Origin of the sequence: Aestuariirhabdus litorea (assembly GCF_003864255.1) — a bacterium.
GTDB lineage: Bacteria > Pseudomonadota > Gammaproteobacteria > Pseudomonadales > Aestuariirhabdaceae > Aestuariirhabdus > Aestuariirhabdus litorea.
Map to the genome: position 1 here is coordinate 1,101,439 of NZ_QWEZ01000002.1, position 26,472 is coordinate 1,127,910.

A 26,472-nucleotide genomic window follows, 5' to 3' on the forward strand; every position below is an offset into this window, starting at 1 on the left:
CCCACCAGAATGGGTGCAGGAGACCACCATGAACCTTAGCAGGACACTGTGCGCTGCCGCGCTGGCGGCGCTGGTCAGCGGCCCCACCGGCGCCCATACCGATATCGCCCTGGATTACCGCGGCAAGCCGGCCTCCCAGGCCACCCGCGCCGCTAACCAGTCGTTGGCAGAGCGCCTCAACTGGAACGATACCCAGGCCTTTGCCGATGCCCAACGAGGGCTGGTGGCCCCCTTTGATGCGGCCACCGAAGCGGTGTTGCGCAAGCAGTTTGAGTTTATCGGCGATGCCATTCCCGCTACGGTGAATCCCTCCCTCTACCGCCAGGCTCAGCTCAACCAGACAGCGGGCGGACTTTACCGCGTCAGCGAGGGGATCTACCAGGTGCGGGGAACGGACCTGGCCAATATGACCCTGATCCGTGGCGAGAGCGGCTGGATTCTCTATGATGTGCTGCTGACCCGGGAGGCGGCGGACCAGTCCCTGCAGTTTGCCCTGGCTAACCTGCCCGAGGGGGGAGAATTGCCGGTGGTGGCTCTGATCATCTCCCACTCCCACGCCGACCATTTCGGTGGGGCGGGGGCGATTGTCGACCGTTATCCCGGGATTCCGGTCTATGGCCCCAACCAGATCACCCGCGAGGTGCTGGATGAGAATGTGCTGGCGGGCAATGCCATGTCGCGCCGGGCCGCCTACCAGTACGGTGCCACCCTCGGGGCGAGCGAGCGCGGAATCGTGGATGCGGCCCTCGGCAAGGGGCTGTCCAAAGGGGAGATCAGCTACGTTGCCCCTACCTACGAGCTCAACCGGGCCGGACGCCTGGAACGGCTGATGCTCGACGGCGTGGAGATGCTGTTTCTCGATGTGCCTGGCGCCGAGGCGCCCGCGGAGGTGGTGACCTACCTGCCGGCGCAGAAGGTGCTGTGGGGGGCGGAGCTGGTCTACCACGGCATGCACAATATCTACACCCTGCGCGGGGCCAAGGTGCGCGATGCCCTGGCCTGGTCAAAGTACATCAACGAGATGCTGGTGTATTGGGGGGATGAGGTGGAGGTGCTGCTGGCGGCCCACTCGGCGCCGGTGTGGGGCAACGAATCGATCAGGGCGTTCCTGCGTTTGCAGCGGGACAACTACGGTTTGGTCCACAACCAGACCCTGCGCCTGGCCAACAACGGGGTGCCCCTGCAGGATATTGGCGAAGCGCTGGAGGCGGCGATTCCGGAGTCGGTCTCCAGGGCCTGGCACACCAAGGGGTACCACGGTACCTACAGTCACAACGCCAAGGCGGTCTATAACCGCTACCTAGGTTACTTCGATATGAACCCCGCCAACCTCAACCCGCTGCCGGTGGTGGCCGAAGCGAAAAAATACCTGCTCTACCTGGGGGGCGCCGACCGGGTGGTGGAGCGGGCCCGTGGCGACTTCGAGCGCGGTGAGTACCGCTTCGTGGCGACGGTACTGAACAAGGTGGTGACCGCCGAGCCGGGGCACCGGGGGGCGCGCGAGCTGTTGGCGGATACCTACGAGCAGCTGGGCTACCAGGCGGAGGGGGCCGGCTGGCGTAATATCTACCTGACCGGTGCGCAGGAGTTGCGGGTGGGTATCTTGCCCGGCGCGCCCAAGGCCGCCTCCCAGGATGTGGTCAGGCAGATGAGCCTGGCGCAACTGTTCGATTACCTGGCGGTGCGGGTGGACAGCCTCAAGGCCGATTCGCTGGGCTCCCTTAGTCTTAATGTGGTGAATGCCGACACCCGGGAGGTGCTGTTCGTGGAGCTCGACCATGGCAACCTCAATAATCTTGCGGTGGAGAGCCCGCGCCCGGCCGATACCAGCCTCACCATTGCGCCCGGCGACCTGATGGGCGTGCTCATGGGGCAGGTCCAGCTGGGGGCACTGCTGAAAGCAGGGCGCGCACAGCTGGAGGGTGATGCCGGCACCCTGGGGAAACTCTTCTCCACCCTGGTCAGTTTCGATCCCGGCTTCGAGATCGTGCCCCTGCCGCCGACCCCCTAGGCGACAGCCGGGGCCTGGCTGGGGTAGGCTGTGATCCCGGAGTGATCCACACAGGAGCGTTACGAATGAAGCGGTTAGGCATCATTGGCGGCATGAGCTGGGAGTCAACCCAGAGCTATTACCGGCTACTCAACGAGGGAGTCAAGGCCCGCCTCGGGGGGCTGCATTCGGCGGACCTTCTACTCCACAGCCTCGACTTTGCCCCCATCGCCGCGCTCCAGGCCGAAGGCGACTGGGACCGGCTCGGTGACCAGCTGGTGGACAGTGCTCGCAGGCTGGAGGGGGCCGGCGCCGAGGCGGTGCTGATCGCCACTAACACCATGCACCGGGTGGCGGAGGCGGTGGAGCAGGCGCTTGCGGTGCCCCTGCTGCACATCGCCGACGCCACCGGTGAGGCGCTGGCTGGGGCCGGGATCGAACGGGCCGGCCTGTTGGGGACCGCCTTTACCATGGAGCAGTCTTTCTATCGGGGACGCCTCGAGGAGCGCTTCGGGCTCGAGGTGGTGACCCCCGTTCCCGAGGATCGGGCGCGGGTACACCGCATCATCTACGAGGAGCTGTGCCGGGGTCAGGTGCTGGAGCCGTCGCGGGATCTGTTCGCGCAGATCAGCGAGCGCTTGCGGGCACAGGGCGCTGAAGCAGTGATTCTGGGCTGTACCGAGATCGGCCTGCTGCTGACGCCGGGGTCGGTAACGCTGCCGCTCTACGATACCACCGCCCTGCATTGTGAGCAGGCCCTGGCCTATATGCTGGACGATTGAGCGCGTTAAAAACAACAGAGGCCGGCAATGGCCGGCCTCTGTTGTCGGGCGTTGCAGGTATCAGATACCGGCCACGATATCCTTGCTGAAACTTTTCTCGCAGTACTTGCACTTCATCTGCACGTCGTTGGCTTTCTGCTTGACGGTGAAGTAGCTGTTCACCGGCTCGGTGTGGGAGATGCAGTTGGAGTTGGGGCAGTCGAACACCGCCTCTACCACCTCGGGGATCGACATGTTGAATTTGCTCTTCACCACGTAGTTCTCGATCACGTTGATGGTGGCGCTGGGGGCGAACAGCGACAACTGGTTGGCTTCCGCCTCGGTGAACAGGCGATTTTCCACCTTGATCAGGTCCTTTAGCTCAAGGTCCTTGCTGGGCAGGTTAAAGCCCACGGTGATCTTCTCCTTCAGGTCCACGAGGTGCAGCTGCTTGAGAATCTTGATGCCCTGGCCGGCGGGAATGTGGTCGATTACGGTGCCGGTCTTGATCGCTTCTACCTGTAATTTATTTGCCATGATGCCTTTCCCCTAGATCTCTTCGTTCAGTACCAGTGCCAGCAGTGCTTCGCGGGCATAAACCCCATTTTCCGCCTGTTCGAAATAGTAGGCGTAGGGGGTGCGATCCACCTCCACGGCGATCTCATCGACACGGGGCAGGGGGTGAAGGATCTTGAGGTTATCCTTGGCGCCCTTGAGCGTGTCGAGGGTGAGGATGTACTTGGCCGCCATGTGCTTGAATTCGGTCTCGTCGAATCGCTCTTTTTGCACGCGGGTCATGTAGATAATATCGGCGCTGTCCACCACCTCTTCAATGCTGTCGCAACAACGATAACTGATCCCCTTTTCGTCCAGCTCGTCGGTCAGGTACTCGGGCATGCCGAGGGCCTCGGGGGAGATGAAGGAGAAGGTGGAGCCAAACTCTGACAGCGCCTGGGTAAGGGAGTGTACGGTGCGGCCATATTTGAGGTCACCGACAAAAGCGATGTGCAGGTTATCCAGGGTCCCCTGGCACTCGTAGATACTGAACAGGTCGAGCAGGGTCTGGGTCGGGTGCTGGTTGGAGCCGTCACCGCCGTTGATCACCGGTACCGACGAGAACTCGGACGCCAGGCGGGCGGCTCCCTCCTGCGGGTGGCGCATCACCAGGGCGTCGGCGTAGGAGGTGATCACCTTGACGGAGTCGGCCAGGGTTTCCCCTTTTTTGGCCAGGGAGGTGTTACCGCCGTTATCGAAGCCGATAAAGGAGCCTCCCAGGCGCTGGATCGCGGTCTCGAAAGAGAGCCTTGTGCGGGTGGAGGCTTCGAAGAAGCAGCTGGCAATAACGCGATTGCGCAGCAGGCTGGTATCGGGTTCGCGCTTCAGTTTGGAGGCGGTCTCGACAATCAGCTCCATCTCCCCACGGCTGAGATCGGGGATGGAGATGATGTGTTTCTGGTAGAGGGGGTTGGCCATGGTTCTAACTCACTCTCGCGGGTGGTGACTAAAAAGCAAAAAAAAGCCCCTGGGTAAGGGGCTTTACAGAATAGGCTTACTACGGAAAACAGTGACAGTGTGCGCGAGGGTGTCGCGTTGACGGCATCGGGTGTTGTGATGTCGAGTCATTGAGTTCCTGTTTACTTAGGGGTGTGCGCTGGGGTAAGTACACAAAATTTGGCGCATTGTACCCAGCTACCGGCAAACTTCAAGTCAAATTGTGAACCAGCATAGTGCATGGCGGGGGTATCAGCCAGCGATTCCCCCGCCGTCACTCAGGAAACCAGTACGTAGATTCCCATGGCGGCAAAGAGGCTGGCGGCGACCACACGAATCAGCCCCAGGGGCAGGCGATCGGCGGCGAAATGGCCCAGTACCACCACCGGCACGTTGGCCAGCAGCATGCCGATGGTGGTGCCGATCACTACCATCAGGGTGTCGCTGTACTGGGCAGCCAGGGCCACCGTGGCGACCTGGGTCTTGTCGCCGATCTCGGCCAGGAAAAACAGCACCAGGGTGGCACCGAAGGCACCGTAGCGGTAGAAGCCCGACTCCTCCTCATCCATCTTGTCGGGCACCAGGGTCCAGGCAGCAATGGCCAGGAAGGAGAGACCGAGGATCCAGCGCATCAGATCCGGAGAGATCTGGGCGCTGACCCAGGCACCGACGGCGGCCGCCAGAGCGTGGTTGGCGACGGTGGCGATCAGGATACCGGCGATAATCGGCCAGGGTTGGCGAAAGCGGGCGGCCAGTAGCAGGGCAAGCAGCTGGGTTTTATCGCCGATCTCGGCCAGCGCCACGATCAGGGTGGAGAGGGATAGAGCTTCCATAGGGTGTCCTGTAGGCGGGAGTCTTAACCATGTGACACCACAACCCTCCCGCCGGTGGGTTGCAGTATCACAGGTCTCGTCAAATGCGTAGGATCGCAACGACCATGGTGCATTGAGGCACCAACTGTGTTGACCGTTACCTCGGCGTTGCCGAGCGACTACTCCCCTGAGATGGCGGCGATTCTAACAGCCCTTTAAAGGAATGTCCCCTGTCGGTTGGCATTTGTAGCGGTGGGTGGGGCGCTGCCCTGGGACATCAGGGTTGGGCGTCGGCCAGGGTATAGACGCGTACGGGCTGTTGCTTGCCCCGTATGGCAATCTCACCGATTTCACGGAAGCGTTCACCGGGCAGCAGCTCCACCGTGCTGGCGGAGAGCAGCAGGCGGGTGCCGTACTCCTTGTTGAGAGTTTCAAGGCGTGACGCCAGGTTAACCGCATCTCCGTGCACCGTGTAGTTCTGGCGCTTGGGGGCTCCCACATTACCGGCGATCACCTCGCCGCTATTGAGGCCGATACGGCACGACAGGTGCTGGTGGTTGAACTGCTCTGACCGGGTCCTGAGCAGGATGCGACGGCTGGCGTTGAGTGCGCGCCGGGCATGGTCCGGCTGGGGATTGGGGATATTGAAGATCGCCAGCACCGCATCCCCCTGGAATTGGGTGATGATCCCCCCCTGGGCCTCCAACTCTTCGGCCACCATGGAAAAAAAGGCGTTGAGGGTGGTGAGCAACTGCTCCGGTGAAAGCCGTTCGGAGAGACTGGTGAAACCTTCGAGGTCGATGAAAAAAATGGTGGCATAGGCGTGCTGGGGGGCCAGTTGTCCTCCGTCACGCAGCAGCTGAAGGGCGATATCCTTGGGCACATACTGGCCGAACAGGTCGCGCATCTGCTGGTTTTGTTTCAGCCCCTCGGTCATGCGGTTGTAGGCCTGGGAGACCTGGTCAAACTCGATGATGCGGCTCGGGGGCATGGGGGTTAACTGTCCCAGGTTGGATTCGCGGATCGCCTCGAAGCCCTGGGCGATGCGGCTGAAGCGGCTGCCGAGGCGGCGGCTGAAGAGCCAGCAGAGGGCGACGAACAGCAGCAGCATCAGGACACTGAACAGTACCTGCAGGTAAAGGGCATTGCGCTCCTCGCTCAACTGTTCGCCGGAGACCACCATGCCCAACAGGATCGGTACCTCGGAGTAGTTGCGGGTTTCGGTGTAGATGTAGATCCAGCTCTGCTCACCCTGGTGGACGGTATGGCTGAGCATCCCCTCCGGCATCTGCATGTCGTTGTCCTGTGCCTGCTCTGACCAGATCAGGCGCAGGGGGTTGCCAGCAAGGGATTCGATATCCGCCAGCGGCTGGTCCCCCAGTGGTTCGCTGAGGGGCAGGCTGAAGGAGGAGGCGAGCAGCTTCTGGCGGCCCAGCAGCATGAAGGTATTGCTGTGCTTTCCGGATAGTTGTGAAATATGCTCATTAAGTAAAGCGACATCAATGGCTGTCAGCAGCATCCCCTTGCGCCCATCCGGCAGATAGACCATGCGAGTAACCGGAATCACGCGGGCCCCACCGGGAAGGGCTTCAGGGTCACCCCAAATGGCCTTTTCGATGCGGCTCGGAGAGGAGAAATAGGGCTCTATTCTGTGGGGCTTATTCATGTTTCGAGTAAAGCGGACAGCGTCATCGCGGTGCAGTGCCTGCATCTCATACTGATCGTTGATGTAGGCCATGCCGTAGACCTGGGGCAGGGCGGAAAGCGATCCGGAGAGGGTGGCTTTCAGCGCCTCAGGTGCCTGTGGAGACACCTGCCCTTTTTGCATCAGCGTGGCGATGTAGTCGAGCTGGCTGTTGACCGGCTGCATATAGTCATGCATCTGGGCCTGCAGGCTGGTGAGTGCAAGGGTGCCCAGCTGGCTCATCATGTTGACCATGTTCTTGCGGGTCGAACTGACCCCGATCAGGGAGACGGTGATCACTGCGATCATCATCAGCAGGCCGAAGCCGACACTGAGCAGGGTGGTTATGGAGAGTCTGGAGGACATGCTCACCTGTGATCTCTACTGGGTTCTGCGCCCAGTATAGGCGCAGAACCCGTTTGAATCACCGGCTGGGTTCGGCGGCAAGGGGGCGGCTGACCCGGTCCAGCAGGTAGACCACCGAGTGGTAAGGAATGCCGCTGTGGTGGGAGAGGCCGATTTCACAGGTGCGGCTGGTAGAGACCCCCTCTCGGCAGTCGCCCGGCAGCTGCTGTCTGAGCGATCCCAGTGCGGCCGCGTTCAGCTCCGGCAACGAGAACCCCTTGTCGCCGGCAAAGCCGCAGCAGGTGATCTCTTCCGGCACAAATACGCGCCTGGCACAGCGTTTTACCAGCCCGGTAAGCAGGGCGCTGTGGCCCAATCGCTGGGTGCTGCAGGTGATGTGTACGGCAATGGTTTCATCGACCGGGTCGATCTGCAGCCTGGGCAGCAGGTACTGGTCGATGAAAGCCAGTGGTTCGAACAGCTGGAGTCGTGGATCGAGGGCTCCATTTTTTGCCCGCAGCACACAGGGGCTGGTATCACAGTAGATGGGGTACGCGCCGTTATCGCTGGCCTTGAGCATTGCCTGCTGCCACTCATCCAGCTTCTGGTTGGCCTGCGCGGGCATCCCCTTGCTGGCGAAGGGCTGGCCGCAGCACAGGGATGAGAGTTGCTCGGGTATAACGACATAAAATCCCGCCTTGTTGAGCAGGGCGATGGTTTTCTGGGTCAGGGGGGTGCTGTCACTTTCACCCCGAGCCGGCCCCATCACCTGGCTGGCGCAGCTGGGCAGGTAGACCACCCGGGGGGCATCATTCCCCAGCCCCCGGTTGTACTCGGGCTGCCTGGAGAGAGCGGGGGCAGCGGTGGGCATGCTGGGGGTCCATTGCTGCACCGCACCGCCACTGAGCTTGCGGGCGGCGCCGGTTATCTTGCCCATCAGCTGACTGCCCAGCAATCCATGGGTGGTGTCGGCCACCTTAAGGGTGGTGCGTGTCACCCTGCTGGCACCGGCAAAGTGATCGGCCAGCCACTGCGCTTTGCCTTCATGCTTTTGGTTGCGCTGCTGGCGCAGCTGCAGGGTCAGCTCGCCGGTGTTGATACCGACCGGGCAGCGCAGCGAGCAGAGTCCGTCCACGGCGCAACTGTCGATACCAAAATACTGGTAATCCTTCTGTAATTGAGCGAGTCGCTGGGGGTCGCTGCCCTCGCGCTGCAAATGCTGGATCTCGCGCCACAGCACGATGCGCTGGCGCGGGGTGATGCTGAGCTGGGCGGAGGGGCAGACCGCCTCACAGAAACCGCATTCGATACACTTGTCGATCAGCTCGTTAGCGGCGGGCAGCTGTTTCAGGTCTTCAAGGTGGGCGTGGGGATTGTCGTTGATGATCACCCCGGGGTTGAGCAGTCCGGCGGGGTCCAGCAGCTGCTTGAGGCGCTGCATCAGCCGGTAGGCGTCACTGCCCCACTCCAGCTCGACGTAGGGCGCCATGTTGCGACCGGTGCCATGCTCCGCCTTGAGGGAACCGCCGTACTCCACGGCCACCAGCTGAGCCACCTCGTCCATAAACCCGCTATAACGAGAGACTTCCTCGCTTGTCGAAAAGTCCTGGGTAAAGACGAAGTGGAGGTTGCCCTCCAGGGCATGGCCAAAGATGATCGCTTCGTTGTAGTGGTATTTGACAAACAGGGCTTCCAGTTTGCGAACCCCCTCGGCCAGGTGCTCCACCGGGAAAGCCACGTCCTCGATGATTACGGTGGTACCGGTTTCGCGTACCGCCCCCACCGCCGGGAAAAGCCCCTTGCGGATTGCCCACAGCTGGGCGTACTGCTCGGGGTCACTGGTGAAGGCGATCGATGGCAGCTGCTCAAAGGGAGAGAGCGCCTGGGTAATGGCCTCAATCTGCTCCTGCAGTAGCGCCGCTGTCTCGGCACCGGCCTCGATCAGCAGGGCGGCCGCCTCGGCGCCGAGCTGGGCAATAAAGGGGGGCATGCCGGGCTTGTCCTCAACGCTGGCCAGGGCACGCCGGTCCATCAGCTCCACCGCCGACACCGGCGTTGCCTTCACCGCCGCTACCGCCTGGCAGGCGACCTCGACAGTGGGGAAGAGCACCAAAGAGGAGGCCTTATGGGCCGGTTCCGGCACCGTATGGTAGCTGACCTCGGTAATGCAGCCGAGGGTTCCCTCCGAGCCGATCATCAGGTGCTGCAGGATATCGATCGGGTCGTCGAAATCGAGCAGCGCGTTGAGGCTGTAACCGGTGGTGTTCTTGAGCCGGTATTTGTGGCGAATGCGCTCGGCCAGCTCTGGTTGGGCGGCGGTCTCCCGTGCCAGTTGTGCCAGCGCTGCCAGCAGGGGCCCCTGCTGCTGGCGGAAGGCATCACGCCCCAGCTCGCTACGGCTATCGAGCAGGGTACCGTCCGCCAGGATCAGGCGCATCCCGGCGAGGGTGTGGTAGCTGTTGTGGGCGGTACCGCAGCACATGCCACTGGCGTTGTTGGCGGCGATGCCGCCGATCTTGCAGCTGTTGATGGAGGCCGGGTCGGGGCCGATCTTGCGACCAAAGGGGGCCAGCCAGGCGTTGGCCTGGGCGCCGATCACCCCGGGTTGCAGGTGGATCAGGTGACCCTCCTGCTCGATGCGGTGGTTCTGCCAGCCGCGGCCGAGACGGATCAGGATCGAATCGCTGATCGCCTGTCCGGAGAGGCTGGTGCCGGCGGCGCGGAAGGTGACCGGCAGCTGGTAACGGTGGGCCTGCTCCAGTAGCAGCTGGATCTCCGCCTCGCTCTCGGCCTCCACCACGATGCGGGGAATCAGGCGATAGAAGCTGGCGTCGGTGCCGAAGGCCAGGGTGCGCAACGGATCGGTGATCAGGCGTGCAGGCTCAATGGTCTGGCTGACGTCGTGATAAAAGCCCTGGTAGGCCGCAGGCAAGGAATCGTGCATGGCTTATGGGGTATCCAGATCGTTGATCAGCAGCACCACCAGCTCCTTGGGTCCGTGGGCTCCATAGGCAAGGGTCTGTTGTATATCGGCGGTCTTGGAGGGACCGGAGATGAGCAGCGCATTGGTGGGCAGTGCCGTTTTCCACTGCTCCTGCTCCATCACCTCGGCAAAGCTGTTGTGGATGGTGGAGGCGCGCAGCAGCACAAAGTGAACCGGCGGCACCAGCGAGATCAGGCGCGGCTCCTCGGGGGTGGGCCAGACAATGATCGAGCCGGTGGCGGCGATGCCGCCGCGAGAGCCAGTCAGGGCCGCGTCGGTACGATGGAACAGGGCCTCCTTGAGCGCCTCGATCGGGCGTTGGGCATCCTCCAGCTGCGGCGTCGAGTCGTTGCCCTGCCAGGCGCTACTGAGCTGCTGGCCGTGGGGCGTCGCCAGTCCCAGCAGCAGGTTGGTGAGCCCTTTCTCCTGCATCAACTCCAGTAGCCGTTGCGGCCAGCTGTGTTCGTCGGTGGAATGGACCTCGGTGTGCACCGCCTGCATCATCTCGGTGAGGCGCCTTACCCGCTCCTGGGGGTCGTACTGGTAACGCTGGGTAACCACCCGGCGGTCCTCATGTTCGCGGTGCAGGGGTTCGGCGCCGCTGGCGGCCAGCTCGGAGCTGAGTCGGTTTAGGATACGGTCACGATGGCTCATGATGCCTGGCGCTCCTTGACGCGCTGGTGGAGGGATTTGGGCGCCGGTTGCGGCAGGGTGCGGGCCTTGCCCCAGGGGGTAATACGGCGGGGCAGCAGGCGGCCGAAGGTGGTCGCCAGCCGAGAGAAAACACGATAGAGGCCGGGACGGCTGTAGATCATGGCCCAACCACTCCAGAGGGAACGCTCAAAGCGGCTGAACTTGGCCCCCTGGCCCCGCAGGCCGGGGTGGTCCGCGGTCGGTGGGTGGACCGATTCCTGGCGCAACCTGAGCAGGATATCGGGGATCGGAATCTTGACCGGGCACACCTCGCCGCAGGCCCCGCACAGCGAGGAGGCGCTGGGCAGGTCGCGGGTCTCTTCCAGACCCAGCAGGTGAGGGGAGATGATTTTGCCAATCGGGCCGGGGTAAACGGTACCGTAGGCGTGGCCGCCGACACGGGTGTAGACCGGGCAGTGGTTGATGCAGGCGCCGCAGCGGATGCAGTTGAGGGTATCGCGCAGCGAGCTGTCGGCGTAGGCCTGGGAGCGGCCGTTATCCAGCAGTACCAGGTGCACCTCGCGGGGGCCATCCATCTCACCGGCCTTGCGGGGCGAGCTGATCATATTGAAGTAGGTGGTGATCGCCTGGCCGGTGGCGGAGCGGGTCAGCAGGCTCAACAGGGGCGGGACATCCTCCAGCAGTTCGACCACCTTCTCGATGCCGGTGATGGCAATGTGCACATCGGGCACCGTGGTGCTCATGCGCCCGTTGCCCTCATTCTCAACCAGGCACAGGGTGCCGGTTTCGGCCACCGCGAAGTTGACCCCGGAGACCCCCACATCGGCCTCGTAAAAGACCTGGCGCAGCGCCTTACGGCCGGTCTGGATGAGGAAGTCCACATCCTCGTTGTACTCGGTGCCGGGAATGTGCTGCTCGAACAGTTTGGCGACATCCTGCGCGCTCTTGTGGATGGCGGGCATGATGATGTGTGATGGTTTTTCATTATCGAGCTGGATGATGTACTCGCCCATGTCCGACTCGATGCAGTCGATACCGCGATCGGCGAGGTAGTGGTTCATCTCCACCTCTTCGCTCACCATCGACTTGCCCTTCACCACCTTGCGGGCGCTGTGGGCGGCCATCAACTCGTGAATGACGCGGTTAGCCTCCTCGGCGGTCTCCGCCCAGTGCACCTGAATGCCGTTGGCGGTGAGGTTGGTCTCCAGCTGTGCCAGCAGGCTGGGGAGCTTGGAGAGCGCACGAGTGCGGATGCGGTTGCCGAGGCGGCGAAGCTGCTGCAGTTCCTCCTCGTCGTCGAACACGCTTTTGCGCTTGTCGATCAGAAAATCCATGGCGCCGCGGAAGTTTTTGCGCAGCACAGGGTCATTGACCGCCGCCTCAGTGCGTTCACGGAAACTGCTGGTGGCGATGATCTCGCTCATGACAGACCTCCACAGCGTTGCTTCAGGTAGCTGGCCAGGTGGATGCCCCTCAAGGAGCTCTGCTTGGCCTCCAGCTTGCCGTTGATGTTCATCAGGCAACCAAAGTCGGCACTCACCAGCCGGGTGGCGCCTGTATTTTCGAGGGATTGTGCCTTGTCCTCCACCATGGCACCGGAGATCTGCGGGTGGCGTATGGAAAAGGTACCACCGAAGCCACAGCACTCGGCTTCGTGATCCTGCTCGGCGATCTCCACCCCGGTCAGCTGCTCCAGCAGCGCACGGCCGCTGAGGTGGGTGTTCATTTCACGCCGGGCCGTGCAGGAGGTGTGCAGCACCACCCGTTCCGGGGCTCCCTGGTCGTTGAGTTGCAGCTTGAGCACGTGCAGAAGGAACTCACTGAACTCGAAGGTTCGCTCTGCCAGTGCCAGCGCTTCGGCGGCCTCGGGCTGGTCGGCGAACAGGCTGGGGTAGTGGTGGCGAATCATGCCGCCGCAGGAGCCCGACAGCACCACCAGGGGCCAGGGTTCGTTGAACAGTTGCAGCTGGCTGCGGGCCACCTCGCGCGCCTGCTCGGTATAACCCGAGGTGTAGGCCGGCTGGCCGCAGCAGCTCTGCTGCTCGTGAAAGATCACCTCGATACCCTGGGACTCGATCAACTCAATGGCGTCGATCCCCGCCTGGGGAGCCAGCAGGTCCACCAGGCAGGTGCCATAGAGGTAGATCTTCTCGGGTTTGGCCGGGTAGGTCCGCTCCGGGGGGGTGGCGGGAGAGTTTCCCATGGCGTTATGGAACTGGGGGGCAGGGCTCATGGTGTAACGGCCTCAAATTATTGTGATCGGGGCAGGGTGCCTGTGTTGCCAAAGGCTAATGGTAATACCAGTTGACCCTGCTTGTTGGTCCACTCTACGCCTGAGTCCAAAAAACTGTCAATAAGACCTCGGTCTTCTGCCGCATCGGAGATGCCGCCCCGACATGGCTCGCAACTGGCGCGTGCGGGTGAAACTCAGACTATCGTTGCGCTGCAGCAGGGGGCGGCGGGGGGGAGGTCTGTGAGTGGAGGGACCCTAACCGCCCCCGGATGCCGGTCCTGTGGGCGAGGCGGGTGGTTTTGGTCAGACCAGACCCGCCGGGGATGGGGCAGCGATGACGCAGTAATCCATGATCAGGGGGTATGGCGCACTGCGGCAGGGAGGCGTTGCGGTGCCCTTTTCGCCTTTAGGGGAGGGTGGTATTACCAATGGAGTGGGGCACTTTGTCGGTAAATTGCTATAACTGATTCTATTTTAAAAGATAAATTAGATTTTGCGGTATATTGATCTGAAGGGATACTCTGCTTTAAGGTATGACCAATTGTACCCCTGTTCCGGAGTCCCCCATGGAATCGTCCATCAAACGCCCCAAACTGTCCGACAAGATCGTCGAGAAGCTGGAAACCCTGATCCTGCAGGGCTCGATCAAGGCGGGGGAGCGCCTGCCGCCGGAGCGGGAGCTGGCCAGGGAGTTCGGTGTGTCGCGCCCCTCCCTGCGTGAGGCGATCCAGAAGCTGGGCGCGCGGGGCCTGGTGCGCAGTCGCCAGGGGGGAGGCACCTACGTGGTGGACAACATCGGTACCTCCTTCAGTGACCCGCTGCTGGCGCTGCTCGACTCTCACCCCGAGGTGCACTTCGATCTGGTGGAGTACCGCCACACCATCGAGGGGGACTGCGCCTACTACGCCGCCATGCGCGCCACCGATGAGGACAAGGCGCGTATCCGCGAAGCCTACGAGGAGCTGCAACGCTCCTACGAGGAGCAGGCGCTGGAGCGGGAGGCCGCCGCCGATGCCCGTTTCCACCTCAGCATCGCTGAGGCCAGTCACAACATGGTGCTGTTCCACACCGTCAAGGGGTTGTTCGACCTGCTCAAACACAATGTGATCACCAACATCGGCGGCATGTACGGGCGGCGCGAGACCCGCTACAACCTCAAGAAGCAACACGATGCGATCTTTGAGGCGGTGATGGCCAGTGACCCGGACCGCGCGCGGGAGGCGATCCAGATCCACCTCAGTTACGTCGAGCGCACCCTCGCTGACCTCAAACGGGAGGAGGCGCGTCTTAATCGGGGCGGGGCGGCGCTGGCGCTCTAGGGAGCCAGCGAACAAGTCTCTGCGGCTTCTGCAAACGCCTGAAAAGGCCAGATACCAGGCGCAGACGGCAGCTAATGGCCGTAGCCCTTAGCAAAGGATGCAACCACGAAACTGGCCTTTCCAGGCTTTGCCCTACAGGGCTTTCAGCTTGATCCGCACTCTTCGCTGTGACTTTTTGCAAGGACCGGACATTGCTGTGACCACCATGGAGGGTGGGAATGCCGTTTTTGCAGGAGCAAAAAACGGCCAAATAACGCCTTGATTGCGAACCAAGCGGAAAGCCAAAAGTTCGCAAGGACTTATGCGTAGGCTTCTTAATCCGGCTGGCTCTGGGGGCGGCGATTGATTAGAATTTGCAGCCCTCCCACTTCCCTATGATCCCGCCATGCTCGATAAAAGCGCCCTGCAACAGCTGCAGCAGCTAAAAAACCAGATTCACTCCAGCAAGGAGACCTTCGACGGCACCGTGCTCGGTAGCCACGGGCGCTTCGGCTTTGTGGCCCTCGACAATGGCGAACGCCTGTTTCTCTCACCGGAGGAGATGGCGCGGGTATTCCCCGGCGACCGGGTGCGGGTCAGCCGCGAACCCTCCGCGAAAAAGCAGGACAACGCCCTGCTGGAGGAGCTGCTGGGCTCCGAGCTCAAGGAGTTCTGCGGACTTTATGTGATCAAGGGGGATACCCACTTTGTGCAGCCCGACCTGGCCCACTTCAGCAATCGGCTGCTCTTTATCCCCCCCAAGGAGCGGGGAGAGCTGAAGGCCGGTGACCTGGTGCGCTGTCGCATCTCCCGCCACCCCTTCAAGAACGGCAAGGCCCAGGCCGCAGTGGTACGGCGCATCGGTGCGCCCGGCGACATCGGGGTGGAGGAGCGCTTTATCCTCGACAAGTATAACTACCAGCCCGAGTGGCCCGCGGCGGTGCAGGCGCAGATGGAATCGATCAGCGCCGAGCGCATCGGCGAGCTGGCGGCGACCCGCCTGGACCTGAGCGCCACCCCCTTCGTCACCATCGACTCCGCTTTTACCCAGGATATGGACGATGCCCTCTGGGCCGAGGCCAGCGAGGAGGGGTGGAACCTGTGGGTGGCGATCGCCGACCCCGATGCATTGATCGAGCCCGGCTCGCCCATCGATAAAGAGGCCTGCCAGCGGGCCACCTCGGTCTACCTGCCGGGGTTTGGTATCCCCATGTTGCCGCCCTTGCTGTCGCGGGAGCTGTGCTCCCTGCGTGAAGGGGTGGACCGCCTCGCGCTGCTGTGCCAGATGCAGGTGGGCCGCGACGGTGCGATCCGGGGTCACCGCTTCGAATCGGTGCGGGTACGCTCCCACGCCAAACTCAGCTATGAGCGGGTCAGCGAGCTGTTCAGCGAGGGCAACGAGTCGGGGCTGGCTGAGGAGGTAGTGGCCTCCCTGAACGCCTTGCGCGAGGTGACCGGGGCACTTAACCAGCACCGGCGGCAGCACGCGGTGCTGTTTGAGGATAAGCCCGACTACCACCTGCAGCTCGATGAGGAGAAGCGTTGCATCGCCATTCGCCGGGTCGAGCGCAGCCTCGCCCACCAGCTGGTGGAGGAGGCGATGGTGGCCGCCAACCGCTGTGCGGCGGCTTTTATCGCCGAAGCCGGGGTCGATGGTATCTTTGTGGCCCATCCCGGTTTTCGCGCCGACCGTCACGAGGTGTTGCAGCAGCTGCTGGCCCAGGCCCTGCCAGAGCCGGGGGCGATCGACCTCGGTGCGCCCGACGCCTTCAAGACCCTGGTGGCCGCCGTGCCGCTCAACGGCACACCGTTGCGCGCGCTGGTGACCCGCATGCTCGAACGCTCGGTTCTGGTGCGGCGCGAGGCGCCCCACGCCGGCATGGGGCTCGAGCGTTACACCACCTTCACCTCACCGATCCGTAAGTACAACGACCTGGTGGTACACCGCCAGATCAAGGCGTTACTGGCCGGCGAGCAGGCCGCGGAGCTGAGCGACGAGCGCCTGCAGGCCTGGCAGCAGCAGCACCTGCGGGCTCGCAACGCCAGCAATGAGCTGGAGCACTGGTACATGTGCCTGTTCATGAGCCAGCAGGCGGCGGACAGCGAGTATGAGGCGACGGTGGTGCAGGCCCACTCCGGCGGCCTCAACCTGCGACTGGAAGCGTTCGGCGTCGAGGGGCAGGTGGACCTGCGCAAGGCCAAGCAGAAGTACAGTTTTGACCCGGTGCTGCAGGTGCTGAGGGGCGGCCAGCAGCGCTATCAGGCCGGTGACCGGCTGCGGGTGCGGGTCAAGCGCTGTGCGCTGGAGGAGTGCAAGCTCTATTTCGAGCCGGTGGCGGGGGCGGTAGCCCCGTCAGTAGGCCAGTAGGACTGGGAGGAGAGGGCGGCGGGTGAACTACCGCCCTCTCTCATGTCGGGCTGCTGGCCTAGGCTACCCGGTAGAGGGCGCAGAGCTTGTTACCGGCCGGATCGCGCAGGTAGGCGAGGTAGAGCTGGCCGTTGGCCCCTTCGCGGATACCGGGGGCGTCTTCGCAGGCGCTACCGCCGTTGGCGACTCCGGCGGCGTGCCAGGCGTCGGCGGCCTCGGGACTGGCGGCGGCAAAGCCGATGGTGCTGCCGTTGCCGTGGCTGGCGGGCTCACCGTTGAGGGGTTTGGTGATCGCAAAGATACCGCTGTCGGTAAAGTAGAAGCAGCGCCCCTTATCGTCCATGACTCCGGGCTTGCAGCCCAGCGCTCCCAGGGTGGCGTCGTAAAAAGCCTTGGAGGCTTCGATGTCGTTAGCCCCCACCATAATGTGACTGAACATTGTTTTTCTCCTTGAATACGCGCGTGCAGAGTGCAGCGAGACACTGTTATCGCAAAATTAGCGGTCGACGGCCACCCCTATTTTCGCTGCTGGCTCAGGGCTGGAACCGGCTCGGTGCCTGCCCGCTCCAGCGCTTGAAGGCGTGGGTAAAGTTGCCCGGCTCGCTGTAACCGAGCAGTTCTGCAATCTTCTCCACCGGCAGGCTGGTGGCCAGGTACTGGCGCGCCAGCTCGTAACGGATCTCGCCGATGATCTCCTGGTAACTGCTGCCCTCTGCCGATAATCGCCGGCGCAGGGTGCGGGGCGAGATCGCCAGCAGGTCGGCCATCTGCTCGGCGTCGGGGAAATAACCGGGGGTCGCCAGCACCCGCTGGCGGATCTCGTCGACGAGGCGGCTCTGGCTGCTGAGGCGGTCCAGCAGCAGCTGGCACTGGCGGGCGAAGTACTGGGAGTTCTGGCGGTCGGCCAGGGGCAGCGGTCGCGCCATGAGGGTGGGATCGAAGCCGTACGCATTGAACTTCTGGGAAAAACGCACCGGGCAACCGAAGTAGTCGCGGTAGAGCGTCTCATCGCCGCCGCCGTTGTGCATCAGGTAAACCTCCCGTGCCGGTACCCGCTGGCCGAGAATCTCTTCCACGGCCAGGGCGGCAGCGGAGACATCGCGGTCGCTGTAGAGCCGCAGCAGGTCCGGGTCCAGGCCGATGCTGTCCCGCATCTCCATGGCGGCCAGCTGGTCCCGCTGCACAATGGAGATATCAAAGTGGGAGAAGGTGAGTATCCCAAACTTGTCCACCAGCTCCATGGCATCGCCGAAGGTGACGGCGCTGAGCATGGCGTAGCCGAACAGGCCGTACCGCTGGGGCGGGTAGGCCTCCCCCAGTAGCAGGCCGATCCGCGGGTCACCGCTGAGATCGATCAGGTTGCGATAGAAACGAAACTCCTGCTGCCGCGAGATCTGCAGGTCCGGCTCCTCCAGCTGGGCGGGCTCAATGCCGCAGCCCGCCAGGCACCGGTTGGGGTCATAGCCGCGCTGCACCATCACCTGCAGTGAAGGCTTAAGGCCGAGGATGCTGATGCGGGTGCGCTGAACAGAACTCATGTTTTTTTTGTTAGGGGTTGTGGCTGGGTGCGAGTCGCGGGATCAGTGTAGAGGGTGTGACCGGGATTCACAAGTTTCAGTCCGGGCGTCACATTATCGGCCCGCGCCAAAGGGGGTACCTTGTGCTCAGTACCGGGATCGATACCGCACCCTTCGGGAACCTGCGGTGGTACGCGAGACCACAACCGACACCAATAATAACGGAGGCACTATGTCCCAGACCCCACGCATCCTGATCTACGGCGCCAGCGGCTACACCGGCAAGCTGGTGGCTGAATCCCTCGCCGAGCGCAATATCCCCTTCTTCTTTGTCGGCCGTAACCGGGAGCGCCTCGAGGCCGCCCTGGCGGTGGTCAACCAGCGCCTCGGCCGCGAAGCACAGGCGCAGATCGCCGTGGCCAGCAACACCGCAGAAGAGCTGATGCCGCTGTTTACACAGGTGGATGTGGTGATCAACGTTGCCGGCCCCTTTATGCAGCTGGCCTGGCCCGTGGTGGAGTGCTGCCTGGAAGCGGGCTGCCACTACCTGGACACCACCGGCGAGCAGGACTGGGTGCTGGCGATCAAGCAGCAGTACGGCGAGGCCTTCGCCGCCAAGCAGTTGCTGCTGAGCCCGGCCAACGCCTATATGTGGGCGGCGGGTGCGCTGGCGGCGGAGGTGGTGCTCGAGAATGAGGGGGTCGATACCCTGGATCTGATCTACCAGATCGACAACGGCCTGCCCTCCGAAGCCAGCACCAAGTCCTTCCTGCGCATGCAGTGCAACGAGACCTCCCAGTACTACCTGGAGCAGAACGAGTTCAAGGCCTGGCCCAACGACCAGGCCTACCAGGTGGTGGTCCCCTACCGGGCGCAACCCTACCGGGCCCTGCCCTGGGGCGGTGCCTGCGAGCCGGTCTGGTACGCTGACCACCCGCGGGTGCGCAACTGCAGCGTCCTGACCGCCATCGGTGAGCACATCGTTGACGGCGTACTGGAGGCGATCGGCCAGTTCAATGCGCTGAGCCAGGGCATGACCCAGGAGCAGAAGGAGCAGCTCACCAACCAGATCGGCGACCAGATCAACACCGGCGAGCCTCCCAAGGATGACGTCGATGTCCAGCGCTCGCTGGTGGTCTGCTATGGCCGCGGCCGCACCCTTACCACCCAGTTTGTCCTCAACCTCTCCGCCCCCTATAGCTGGACCGGCGAGGTCTGCGCCGAAGCGGCCCAGCGTCTGCTCGAGGGGCGGGTTGAGCGGGTCGGCTTCCAGTCGGTGGCAACCGCCTTTGATTACCGTGACCTGCTGCGCTGCTTCCACGCCAAGGGCTACTGCAACCTGCCTCCCGTGGGAGTGTCCGCATGAAGATGAACGCCTACGTGGCCGGGGTGGGGATGACCCCCTTCGGCAAGCACCTGGAGACCAGCCTCAAGGGGTTGGCGGGGATGGCGATCCGTGACGCCCTGCGGGATGCCGGCATCGAACCCTCGCAGGTTGAGGCGGCCTACATGGGCAACGGCGCCGGCGGCGTGGTGCAGGGGCAGGAGATGATCAGCGGCCAGGTGGCGCTGCGGGAGCTGGGGATCGGCAAGATCCCGGTGGTCAACGTCGAGAACGCCTGCGCCACCTCCTCCACCGCCTTTCAGCAGGCCTGCGCCATGGTGTCGGCGGGGCTATACGACCGGGTGCTGGTGTGCGGCTTCGAAAAGCTGTTCCATGAGGACAAGGCGCGCACCTTCGCCGCCTTCGACGGGGCGGTGGATACCGAAAAGGCCGGCGGGCTGCTCGGCGCCCTGCAGGCGCTGGCGGACCAGGCCGGTGAAACGGTGGATGTGGAAAACGCCGGCAAGAGCCGTTCGGTGTTTATGGATATCTACTCGCTCATGGCCAAGGCGCACATGAAGCGCTACGGCACCACCCGCGAGCAGATCGCCGGGGTCACCGCCAAGAACGCCTTCCACGGCAGCCTTAACCCCCGTGCCCAGTTCCAGCAGCCGATGAGTGTCGAGGCGGTGCTGGCGGCGCGGGAGATCGTCGATCCCCTGACCCTGCCGATGTGTTCCCCCATCGGCGACGGCGCCGCCGCCATTGTGGTGGTCAGCGAGCGGGTGGCGCGGACGCTGCCCCGGGGACAGGCGGTGCGGGTGCGCGCCTCGGCGCTGGTGAGCGGTTGGGACCAGGCCGAGGGGGATCTCTCGGTGGGGGCCCTGGCCGCCACCCAGGCCTATGAGTGCGCCGGTATCGGCCCTGACGATCTCTCCCTGATCGAACTGCACGATGCCTCGGCCCCCTCCGAGCTGATCGCCTACGAGTACCTGGGGATCTGCGACCGGGGAATGGGGGGGCGACTGATCGATGAGGGGGTGACCCGTCTCGGTGGACGCCTGCCAGTGAACGTTTCCGGTGGCCTGCTGCGCAAGGGGCACCCGATCGGCGCCTCGGGCGCAGCACAGATCGTCGAGCTGACCGAACAGCTGCGGGGCGCCAGCGGTCGCCGCCAGGTAGCGAACGTCCGCATCGGCCTGGCCCACAACGGCGGGGGCATGATCGGGCTGGATGCGGCGGCCACCGTCGTCAGCATTCTCGCGAGGGAGGATTAACCATGGCCGAGCGTGATGAGCTGATACTGGCGAACCTGATCGCCAACCGGGTGGAGCGCTGCCCGGAGCTTGAGGTACTCACCTTCGTGAGCCTTGCCGCCGATGGGTCGCTGGAGGAGGAGCGCCGCAGCTACCGACAGCTGTGGGACAACGCCCAGCGGATCGCCTACCACCTGCGGGAGCAGGGGCTGGCGGCCGGCGACCGCTTCGGCCTGTTGATGCAGAACCACCCGGATTTTGTCGAGGCGATGATCGCCGCCTCGATCACCAACACGGTATTTGTACCCATAGACCCGCGCACCCGCGGCGCCAAGCTTACCTATATGCTCGATTTTGCCGAGTGCAAGGGGGTGATTCTCGCCGACTACGCGCTGGACAACCTGGCCGCCGTTGAAGCCAGCCTGCCCGGGCTCGAATGGGCCTGGGTGATGGATAGCGGTGTCCCGGCTGAGAACAACCGCTCCCGCCTCGTCGGAATCGATAGCGCCAGCCTAGACGATATTCTAAAAACCGAGATTTCCTCATTTGAAGCGCTTGAGGTGGCGGCCTGTAATGCCGACGACCCCATGCAGATGCTCTACACCTCTGGCACCACCGGCGACCCCAAGGCGATTATTGCCCCCCACCGGCGCTTTGGTGAAGCGGCCTGCCTGGGTCCACTGCTTGGCCTGACCCCGGAGGATCGTCCCTACACAGGTCTCTCCCTGACCCACGCCAACGCCCAGCTGGTGACCCTCGGCTCCTCGCTGAAGATGGGGCTCAGGGGGGTGATCAGCCGCAAGTTCACCAAGTCGCGCCTGTGGGATATTGCCCGCCACTACGGCTGCACGGTGTTCAACCTGCTCGGCGGCATGACCACCGCCATCTTCAGCGAGCCGCGGCGCGACAACGACGCCGACAACCCGGTGCGCTACGTGATCAGCGCCGGTATGCCGGCGGTGATCTGGAACGAGTTCCGCGAGCGTTTCGGGGTGGAGATCTTCGAATTCTACGGCGCCGCCGAGGGGGGGCTGACCCTCAACCCCTGCGGGCAGGGGCCGGTGGGGAGCGTTGGCAAGGCACCACCGACCCTGGAGTTGCAGCTGTTTAACGAGCGCGGCGAACCCTGCGCGCCCTTTGAGTCGGGCGAAATCTGCTTCCGCGGTGCCGACGGCAGCGCCCCCCGGGTGAGCTACTACAAAAACGCCGCGGCCTCGGCGGACAAGACCGAGGGGGGCTGGTTGCGGATGGGTGATATCGGCCACCTCGACGAACAGGGCTGGCTCTATTTCGAGTATCGCAAGGGGGGCGGCATTCGCCGCAACGGCGACTTCGTCAACTCCGCCTTTGTGGAGAAGGCGCTGGCCAGCCACCACAGCGTCGACGATGTGTACGTTTACGGGGTCAGCCTCGAAGGCTGTGCCCCCGGCGAAAAGGAGGTGGTGGCAGCCATTGTGGTCAGCGAGGCGGTGGACTTTGATCCGAAATCCCTGTTCGCCCATTGCCGTCGTGAGCTGGAGGCGAGCTTTGTACCCGCTTACCTGCAACGGGTGGAGGAGATCCCCAAGACCGCGTCGGAAAAGCCCCAGGAGCGTTTCCTGCTGGAGCAGTTTCACGCCCCCGGCGCGCAGTTGTTCACCCAAGCTGAGTAATATGAGGGGGTATCACCTATGAAATCTGTGTTTATCACCGGTGCCGGCTCCGGCATAGGGCGCGCCACCGCGCTGCTGTTTGCCGATCGAGGCTGGTTCGTCGGCGCCTACGACCTTAAGGTCGAGGCGCTGGAAACCCTGGCCGGTGAACTGGGTGAGCGGTGCTGTTTCCAGCACTGCGACGTCGCCGACCGCGACTCCATCGCCAGGGCCTTCGAACAGTTCGCCCGCCACAGCGGCGGCACTCTGGAGGTGCTGGTCAACTGCGCCGGGGTGCTGACCGGGGGGCGCTTCGCGGAGATGGACCCGGCTGCCCTGGGCGCGATGATCGCCATCAACGTGCAGGGGCTTACCGATGTGGCGCAGCTGGGTTACCCGCTGCTTAAGCAGACCCCGGGGGCGACCCTGGTCAACCTCTGCTCCGCCTCCAGCGTGCACGGGGTGCCCGACCTCGCGGTCTACAGCGCCACCAAGTTCTACGTCAACGGCCTCAGTGAGGCGCTGGCGATCGAATGGGCTGCCGATGACATCCGCGTACGGGCGATCAAGCCACCACTGGTGCAGACCGCCATGGGCGCCGCCGCGCCCCAGCGCTACCGCAAACGCATGCCCGCCACTATGAGCGCCGAGTGTGTTGCCGAGGCGATCTACGCCTGCCCCGGGAGCGCCCGCACCAGCCACCTGCTGGGGGGCAAGGCCCGTCTCTGGGGACTGGTGAGCCGCTGCCTGCCGGAGCCCGGCCGCCGCCAGCTGACCCGCTGGCTGGCCAACTACTGAGGCCGGTGTTGCCGGCCATAGCCAATAACGTGCTACCCAATAACTCGCTACCGAATAACAACAGGAGAACCTCCATGACCAACCGCATCGAACTGCCGATGACCGGCCTCGAATCCCCCCTCTCCGAGATGGAGCAGGCGATTCAGGATGCCACCCACCGTTTTGCCGCCGAGGTGTTGCGCCCGGCCGGTGCCCTGATCGATAAGCTCGATGCCGAGCACGCGATCGCCGCCGACTCCCCCCTCTGGTCTGTGCTCCAGCAGGCCCAGGCGCTGGGGCTGAGCGTGGCCGCGCTGGCGGAGCTGGAGCCGCTGGAGCGGACCCGTGTGCTGGCGATCGCCAGCGAGGAGCTGGCCTGGGGCGATGGCGGCTTGGCGGGGATGATCCTGGTCAGCCAGATGCCCGGGCTCTACTCGCTGATCGCCGGCAACCAGGCGATGGTCGAGTACTGCGAAGGCAAGATGGGCTGCTGGGGCATTACCGAGCCCGACCACGGCAGCGACATGCTCGACCCCGAGGGTACCCTGCAGGCCTCCGGGGGACGCTATGGCCGACCCAACTGCGTGGCGCGCATCGAGGGCGACCGGGTGGTGATCAACGGCCAGAAATCGGCCTGGGTCTCCGGTGCCCTCACCGCCGAGGTGTGCGCCCTCTACTGCCACCTGGAGGAGAACGGCACCACCCGTCCCGGTATCAGCCTGATCGTGCCGCTGGACCTGCCCGGGGTCAGCCGTGGCAAGCCGCTGGACAAGTTGGGTTTTCGCGGCCTGAACCAGGGCGAGCTCTACTTCGATAACGTGGAGGTGCCGATCTCCCATCTGCTCGCCGGTCCCGACCGTTACGCCTCCCTGGTCTACCACACCCTCGCCGAGGCCAATGCCCATGTCGGCAACCTCAGCGTCGGTATGGCCCGCGCCGCTTACGAGCACGCACTGGCCTACGCCCAGGAGCGCAAGCAGGGCGGGGTGCCGATCTTCCACCACCAGAGCGTGCGCCAGCGACTGTTCCACATGTTCCGCAAGGTGGAGATGGCCCGCGCCCTGGTGCGCCGCGCCATGGAGTTCAACGCCAACGCGCCGGCGCCGGCCCTGCAGGGGTCGATCGCCGCCAAGATCACCGGCACCCAGACCGCCTTCGAGGTGGCCAGCGAGGCGCTGCAGCTGTTCGGCGGCAACGGCCTGACCCGCGAGTACCCGCTGGAGAAACTGCTGCGCGATGCCCGCGCCGGGCTGATCGCCGACGGCTGCAACGAGATTCTCGCCCTCAAGGGTGGTTCGCTGCTGGTGGCCGACTGACCCCCCTACCCTAAAACTCAGGAGAGAGCAGCATGAGTCAACGACTGGACAACCGGGTGGCCTGGGTCACCGGGGGCGGCAGCGGTATCGGGCAGGCGCTCTGCCTGCGCTTTGCCGAGGAGGGGGCCAGGGTGGTGGTGACCGACATCGACCTGCTCGCCGCCGAGGCGGTGGCGGCCCAGATCGATGCCCTGGGCGGGCAGGCGATCGCGTGCCAGCAGGACGTGACCTCGGAAGCGCGTTGGGCCGAGTTGGCCGCGGAACTGGAGGAGCGGCTGGGGCCGATCGAGGTGCTGGTGAACAACGCCGGCATCGCCATCCCCGGCAGCGTCGAGAGTGCCACCTTGGAGCAGTGGCAGCAGACCCAGCGGGTCAACCTGGAGTCGGTGTTTCTGGGCACCCGCACCGCCATCGGGGCCATGAAGGAGCGCGGCGGCTCGATCATCAATATCTCCTCGATCGAGGGGATCATTGGCGAGCCGAGCGTGGCGGCCTACAACGCCAGCAAGGGCGGGGTGCGCATCTTCAGCAAGTCCGCCGCATTGCACTGCGCTGCCCAGGGCTATCCGGTGCGGGTCAACTCGGTACACCCCGGTTACGTGGAGACGCCCATGATCAGCAAGGCGGTGGGGCAGATGGAGGACACTGAAGCCCAGGCGCTGCTGGCGCGGGTGATGGCCTCCATCCCCATGGGCCGTATGGCGCAGGGGCGCGAGATCGCCAACGGCTGCCTGTTCCTGGCCAGTGATGAATCCTCCTACATGACCGGCTCCGAGCTGGTGATCGATGGCGGCTACACCGCGCGATAAAAACGACAAGGGAGAGAATAAAAATGAGCACGACTCTTGTAAGTAAAAAGTCGGCACCCGCCTGGGCGCGCGCCCTGTTCGAGATCACCCGCTATATCAGCGAGGATTTTCTCGGTGGGCCCAAACAGCTGAAACTGGCCTGGGTCATCAACTTTCACAAAATCATCACCCTGTTTCTGATCCTGGGGATGATGGCCATCTACGACAACTGGAGCCACGCTGCCTGGGTTTATCTGGGGCTGCACGGCATTTACGGTTATTGCTGGCTGGTGAAGGATTTCGGTTTTCGCGACGGCAGCTTCAATACCCGGGTCACCTACGGCGGTGCTGTTGCCCTCTACTTCACGCTGGTGGGTTGGTACTGGCTGCTGCCATGGCTGATTATCTCCCGCCAGATGGACCCCTCAGGGCCGGTGCTGTTCGCCGCCATCGCTATGCACACGGTGGGCATCACCCTGATGATCGCCGCTGATTGCCAGAAGCACTTTGCCTTGAAGTACCGGCGGGGGCTAATTAATGACGGGGTGTTTCGCTACACCCGCAACCCGAACTTCCTGGGGGAGATCCTGATCTACGCCAGCTACGCTCTGCTGGCGGCTCACTGGGTCGGTTATCTGGTGCTGGCCTACGCCTGCCTGGTGTTCCTGTCGCGGATGCTGGTGAAGGATGCCTCTATCTCCCGTTACCCAGAATGGGATGAGTACCAAAAAGCCTCCAGTTTACTGATCCCCTGGAAGCTGGTGTCCTGTCGGCTGGGGCTCGCCCCCTCCTGTCGGGAAAAGCCGGCAGGCAACGAGTCATGAAGCGACTCCTGCTATCGGCGGCCTGCTTCAACTGGAGTGTGGCGCTGCTGTTTGTGGTGGATATCCAGTGGACCTTCACTCTGCTTGGGATCAAGCCGGTGCCGAGCGAGCCCCTGTTTGTGGAGCTGTTCGCGACCCTGGTGTTCTGCTTTGGCATCGGCTACTTCTGGGCCAGCCGCGATCCCCGTGCCGGGGCACCGCTGATCCGGCTCGGGGCCTGGAGCAAACTCATACTGGTGCTGGTCGGGGGGCTAGAGGTGGTGCGGGGGCTGGTGAGCTGGCCTTTGCTGCTGCCGTTGGCGGTGGACCTGTTCTACGCACTGGTTTTTTTCGGCCTGCTGCAGAGGCTCGGCGCTGACCAAAGACTATAGGCGGAGCGGGGGGGGACAGGGTCCGCCGCGCCGCTCTGTTCAGGCCTTG

At 63.7% G+C, this 26,472-nt stretch carries 22 protein-coding genes; 12 read left to right on the plus strand and 10 right to left on the minus strand.

The window, feature by feature from the left end; translation table 11 throughout:
- Positions 1-28: 28 nt before the first annotated feature.
- Together D0544_RS15260 and D0544_RS15265 are read left to right on the plus strand one after the other, a co-directional pair.
- Positions 29-2,011 (plus strand): alkyl/aryl-sulfatase, encoded by a 1,983-nt coding sequence (locus D0544_RS15260; protein WP_125017648.1) that lies wholly within the window; start codon positions 29-31, stop codon positions 2,009-2,011.
- Positions 2,012-2,076: 65 nt separating this feature from the next.
- Entirely contained in the window at positions 2,077-2,772 is a 696-nt protein-coding gene (locus D0544_RS15265; RefSeq protein WP_125017651.1) for an aspartate/glutamate racemase family protein, read from the plus strand.
- A gap of 60 nt (positions 2,773-2,832) precedes the next feature.
- Here D0544_RS15265 and pyrI read toward each other — a convergent pair whose 3' ends face one another.
- From pyrI to D0544_RS15305, 8 genes are all read right to left on the minus strand, one after another.
- Entirely contained in the window at positions 2,833-3,288 is a 456-nt protein-coding gene (gene pyrI, locus D0544_RS15270; RefSeq protein ID WP_125017653.1) for an aspartate carbamoyltransferase regulatory subunit, read from the minus strand.
- Between the two features lie 12 nt (positions 3,289-3,300).
- Positions 3,301-4,224 carry an aspartate carbamoyltransferase gene (pyrB, locus tag D0544_RS15275; RefSeq protein WP_125017655.1) on the minus strand — a complete coding sequence of 308 codons (924 nt, stop codon included), beginning with the start codon at positions 4,222-4,224 and terminating at the stop codon, positions 3,301-3,303.
- A 296-nt stretch (positions 4,225-4,520) separates the two neighbouring features.
- The gene (locus tag D0544_RS15280) at positions 4,521-5,075 is read right to left on the minus strand and encodes a TMEM165/GDT1 family protein (RefSeq protein WP_125017657.1); all 555 of its coding nucleotides are present in this window, start codon (positions 5,073-5,075) and stop codon (positions 4,521-4,523) included.
- A 256-nt stretch (positions 5,076-5,331) separates the two neighbouring features.
- Positions 5,332-7,104 (minus strand): adenylate/guanylate cyclase domain-containing protein, encoded by a 1,773-nt coding sequence (locus D0544_RS15285; RefSeq protein ID WP_125017659.1) that lies wholly within the window; start codon positions 7,102-7,104, stop codon positions 5,332-5,334.
- Between the two features lie 58 nt (positions 7,105-7,162).
- Complete coding sequence (locus D0544_RS15290; RefSeq protein WP_125017661.1) at positions 7,163-10,027, minus strand: FAD-binding and (Fe-S)-binding domain-containing protein; 2,865 nt, start codon at positions 10,025-10,027, stop codon at positions 7,163-7,165.
- Between the two features lie 3 nt (positions 10,028-10,030).
- Positions 10,031-10,720, minus strand: a complete 690-nt coding sequence (locus D0544_RS15295; protein WP_125017663.1) for a LutC/YkgG family protein — start codon at positions 10,718-10,720, stop codon at positions 10,031-10,033.
- A complete protein-coding gene (locus D0544_RS15300) occupies positions 10,717-12,144 on the minus strand; it encodes a LutB/LldF family L-lactate oxidation iron-sulfur protein (RefSeq protein WP_125017665.1) in 1,428 nt (475 codons plus the stop codon). Before D0544_RS15300 ends, D0544_RS15295 begins: the two co-directional genes overlap by 4 nt.
- A complete protein-coding gene (locus D0544_RS15305; RefSeq protein ID WP_125017667.1) occupies positions 12,141-12,953 on the minus strand; it encodes a (Fe-S)-binding protein in 813 nt (270 codons plus the stop codon). Before D0544_RS15305 ends, D0544_RS15300 begins: the two co-directional genes overlap by 4 nt.
- 566 nt (positions 12,954-13,519) lie before the next feature.
- Here D0544_RS15305 and D0544_RS15310 point away from each other — a divergent pair.
- Entirely contained in the window at positions 13,520-14,272 is a 753-nt protein-coding gene (locus D0544_RS15310; protein WP_125017669.1) for an FCD domain-containing protein, read from the plus strand.
- A 385-nt stretch (positions 14,273-14,657) separates the two neighbouring features.
- Positions 14,658-16,619: a VacB/RNase II family 3'-5' exoribonuclease gene (locus tag D0544_RS15315; protein ID WP_125017671.1), complete on the plus strand. Its 1,962-nt coding sequence runs from the start codon at positions 14,658-14,660 to the stop codon at positions 16,617-16,619.
- Positions 16,620-16,677: 58 nt separating this feature from the next.
- On the opposite strand, the gene D0544_RS15320 is transcribed toward D0544_RS15315, so the two are convergent.
- Both D0544_RS15320 and D0544_RS15325 read right to left on the minus strand, forming a co-directional pair.
- Complete coding sequence (locus D0544_RS15320; protein ID WP_125017673.1) at positions 16,678-17,058, minus strand: VOC family protein; 381 nt, start codon at positions 17,056-17,058, stop codon at positions 16,678-16,680.
- A gap of 94 nt (positions 17,059-17,152) precedes the next feature.
- Complete coding sequence (locus tag D0544_RS15325) at positions 17,153-18,157, minus strand: AraC family transcriptional regulator (RefSeq protein ID WP_125017675.1); 1,005 nt, start codon at positions 18,155-18,157, stop codon at positions 17,153-17,155.
- A gap of 211 nt (positions 18,158-18,368) precedes the next feature.
- Between D0544_RS15325 and D0544_RS15330 the strand changes: the two genes are divergently transcribed.
- The 8 genes from D0544_RS15330 (at position 18,369) to D0544_RS15365 (ending at position 26,423) form a co-directional block, all read left to right on the plus strand.
- Complete coding sequence (locus D0544_RS15330) at positions 18,369-19,502, plus strand: saccharopine dehydrogenase family protein (protein WP_125017677.1); 1,134 nt, start codon at positions 18,369-18,371, stop codon at positions 19,500-19,502.
- Complete coding sequence (locus tag D0544_RS15335) at positions 19,499-20,737, plus strand: thiolase family protein (RefSeq protein WP_125017679.1); 1,239 nt, start codon at positions 19,499-19,501, stop codon at positions 20,735-20,737. Before D0544_RS15330 ends, D0544_RS15335 begins: the two co-directional genes overlap by 4 nt.
- Positions 20,738-20,739: 2 nt before the next feature.
- Positions 20,740-22,368: a class I adenylate-forming enzyme family protein gene (locus tag D0544_RS15340; RefSeq protein ID WP_125017681.1), complete on the plus strand. Its 1,629-nt coding sequence runs from the start codon at positions 20,740-20,742 to the stop codon at positions 22,366-22,368.
- An 18-nt stretch (positions 22,369-22,386) separates the two neighbouring features.
- The gene (locus tag D0544_RS15345) at positions 22,387-23,145 is read left to right on the plus strand and encodes an SDR family oxidoreductase (protein ID WP_125017683.1); all 759 of its coding nucleotides are present in this window, start codon (positions 22,387-22,389) and stop codon (positions 23,143-23,145) included.
- A gap of 74 nt (positions 23,146-23,219) precedes the next feature.
- Positions 23,220-24,440, plus strand: coding sequence for an acyl-CoA dehydrogenase family protein (locus tag D0544_RS15350; protein WP_125017685.1), 1,221 nt, complete (start codon positions 23,220-23,222; stop codon positions 24,438-24,440).
- 32 nt (positions 24,441-24,472) lie between these two features.
- Positions 24,473-25,249 carry a glucose 1-dehydrogenase gene (locus tag D0544_RS15355; RefSeq protein ID WP_125017687.1) on the plus strand — a complete coding sequence of 259 codons (777 nt, stop codon included), beginning with the start codon at positions 24,473-24,475 and terminating at the stop codon, positions 25,247-25,249.
- A gap of 23 nt (positions 25,250-25,272) precedes the next feature.
- The gene (locus tag D0544_RS15360) at positions 25,273-26,052 is read left to right on the plus strand and encodes a DUF1295 domain-containing protein (RefSeq protein ID WP_125017689.1); all 780 of its coding nucleotides are present in this window, start codon (positions 25,273-25,275) and stop codon (positions 26,050-26,052) included.
- Entirely contained in the window at positions 26,049-26,423 is a 375-nt protein-coding gene (locus tag D0544_RS15365) for a hypothetical protein (RefSeq protein ID WP_125017691.1), read from the plus strand. The genes D0544_RS15360 and D0544_RS15365 overlap by 4 nt, the downstream gene beginning before the upstream one ends.
- Positions 26,424-26,472 lie beyond the last annotated feature (49 nt).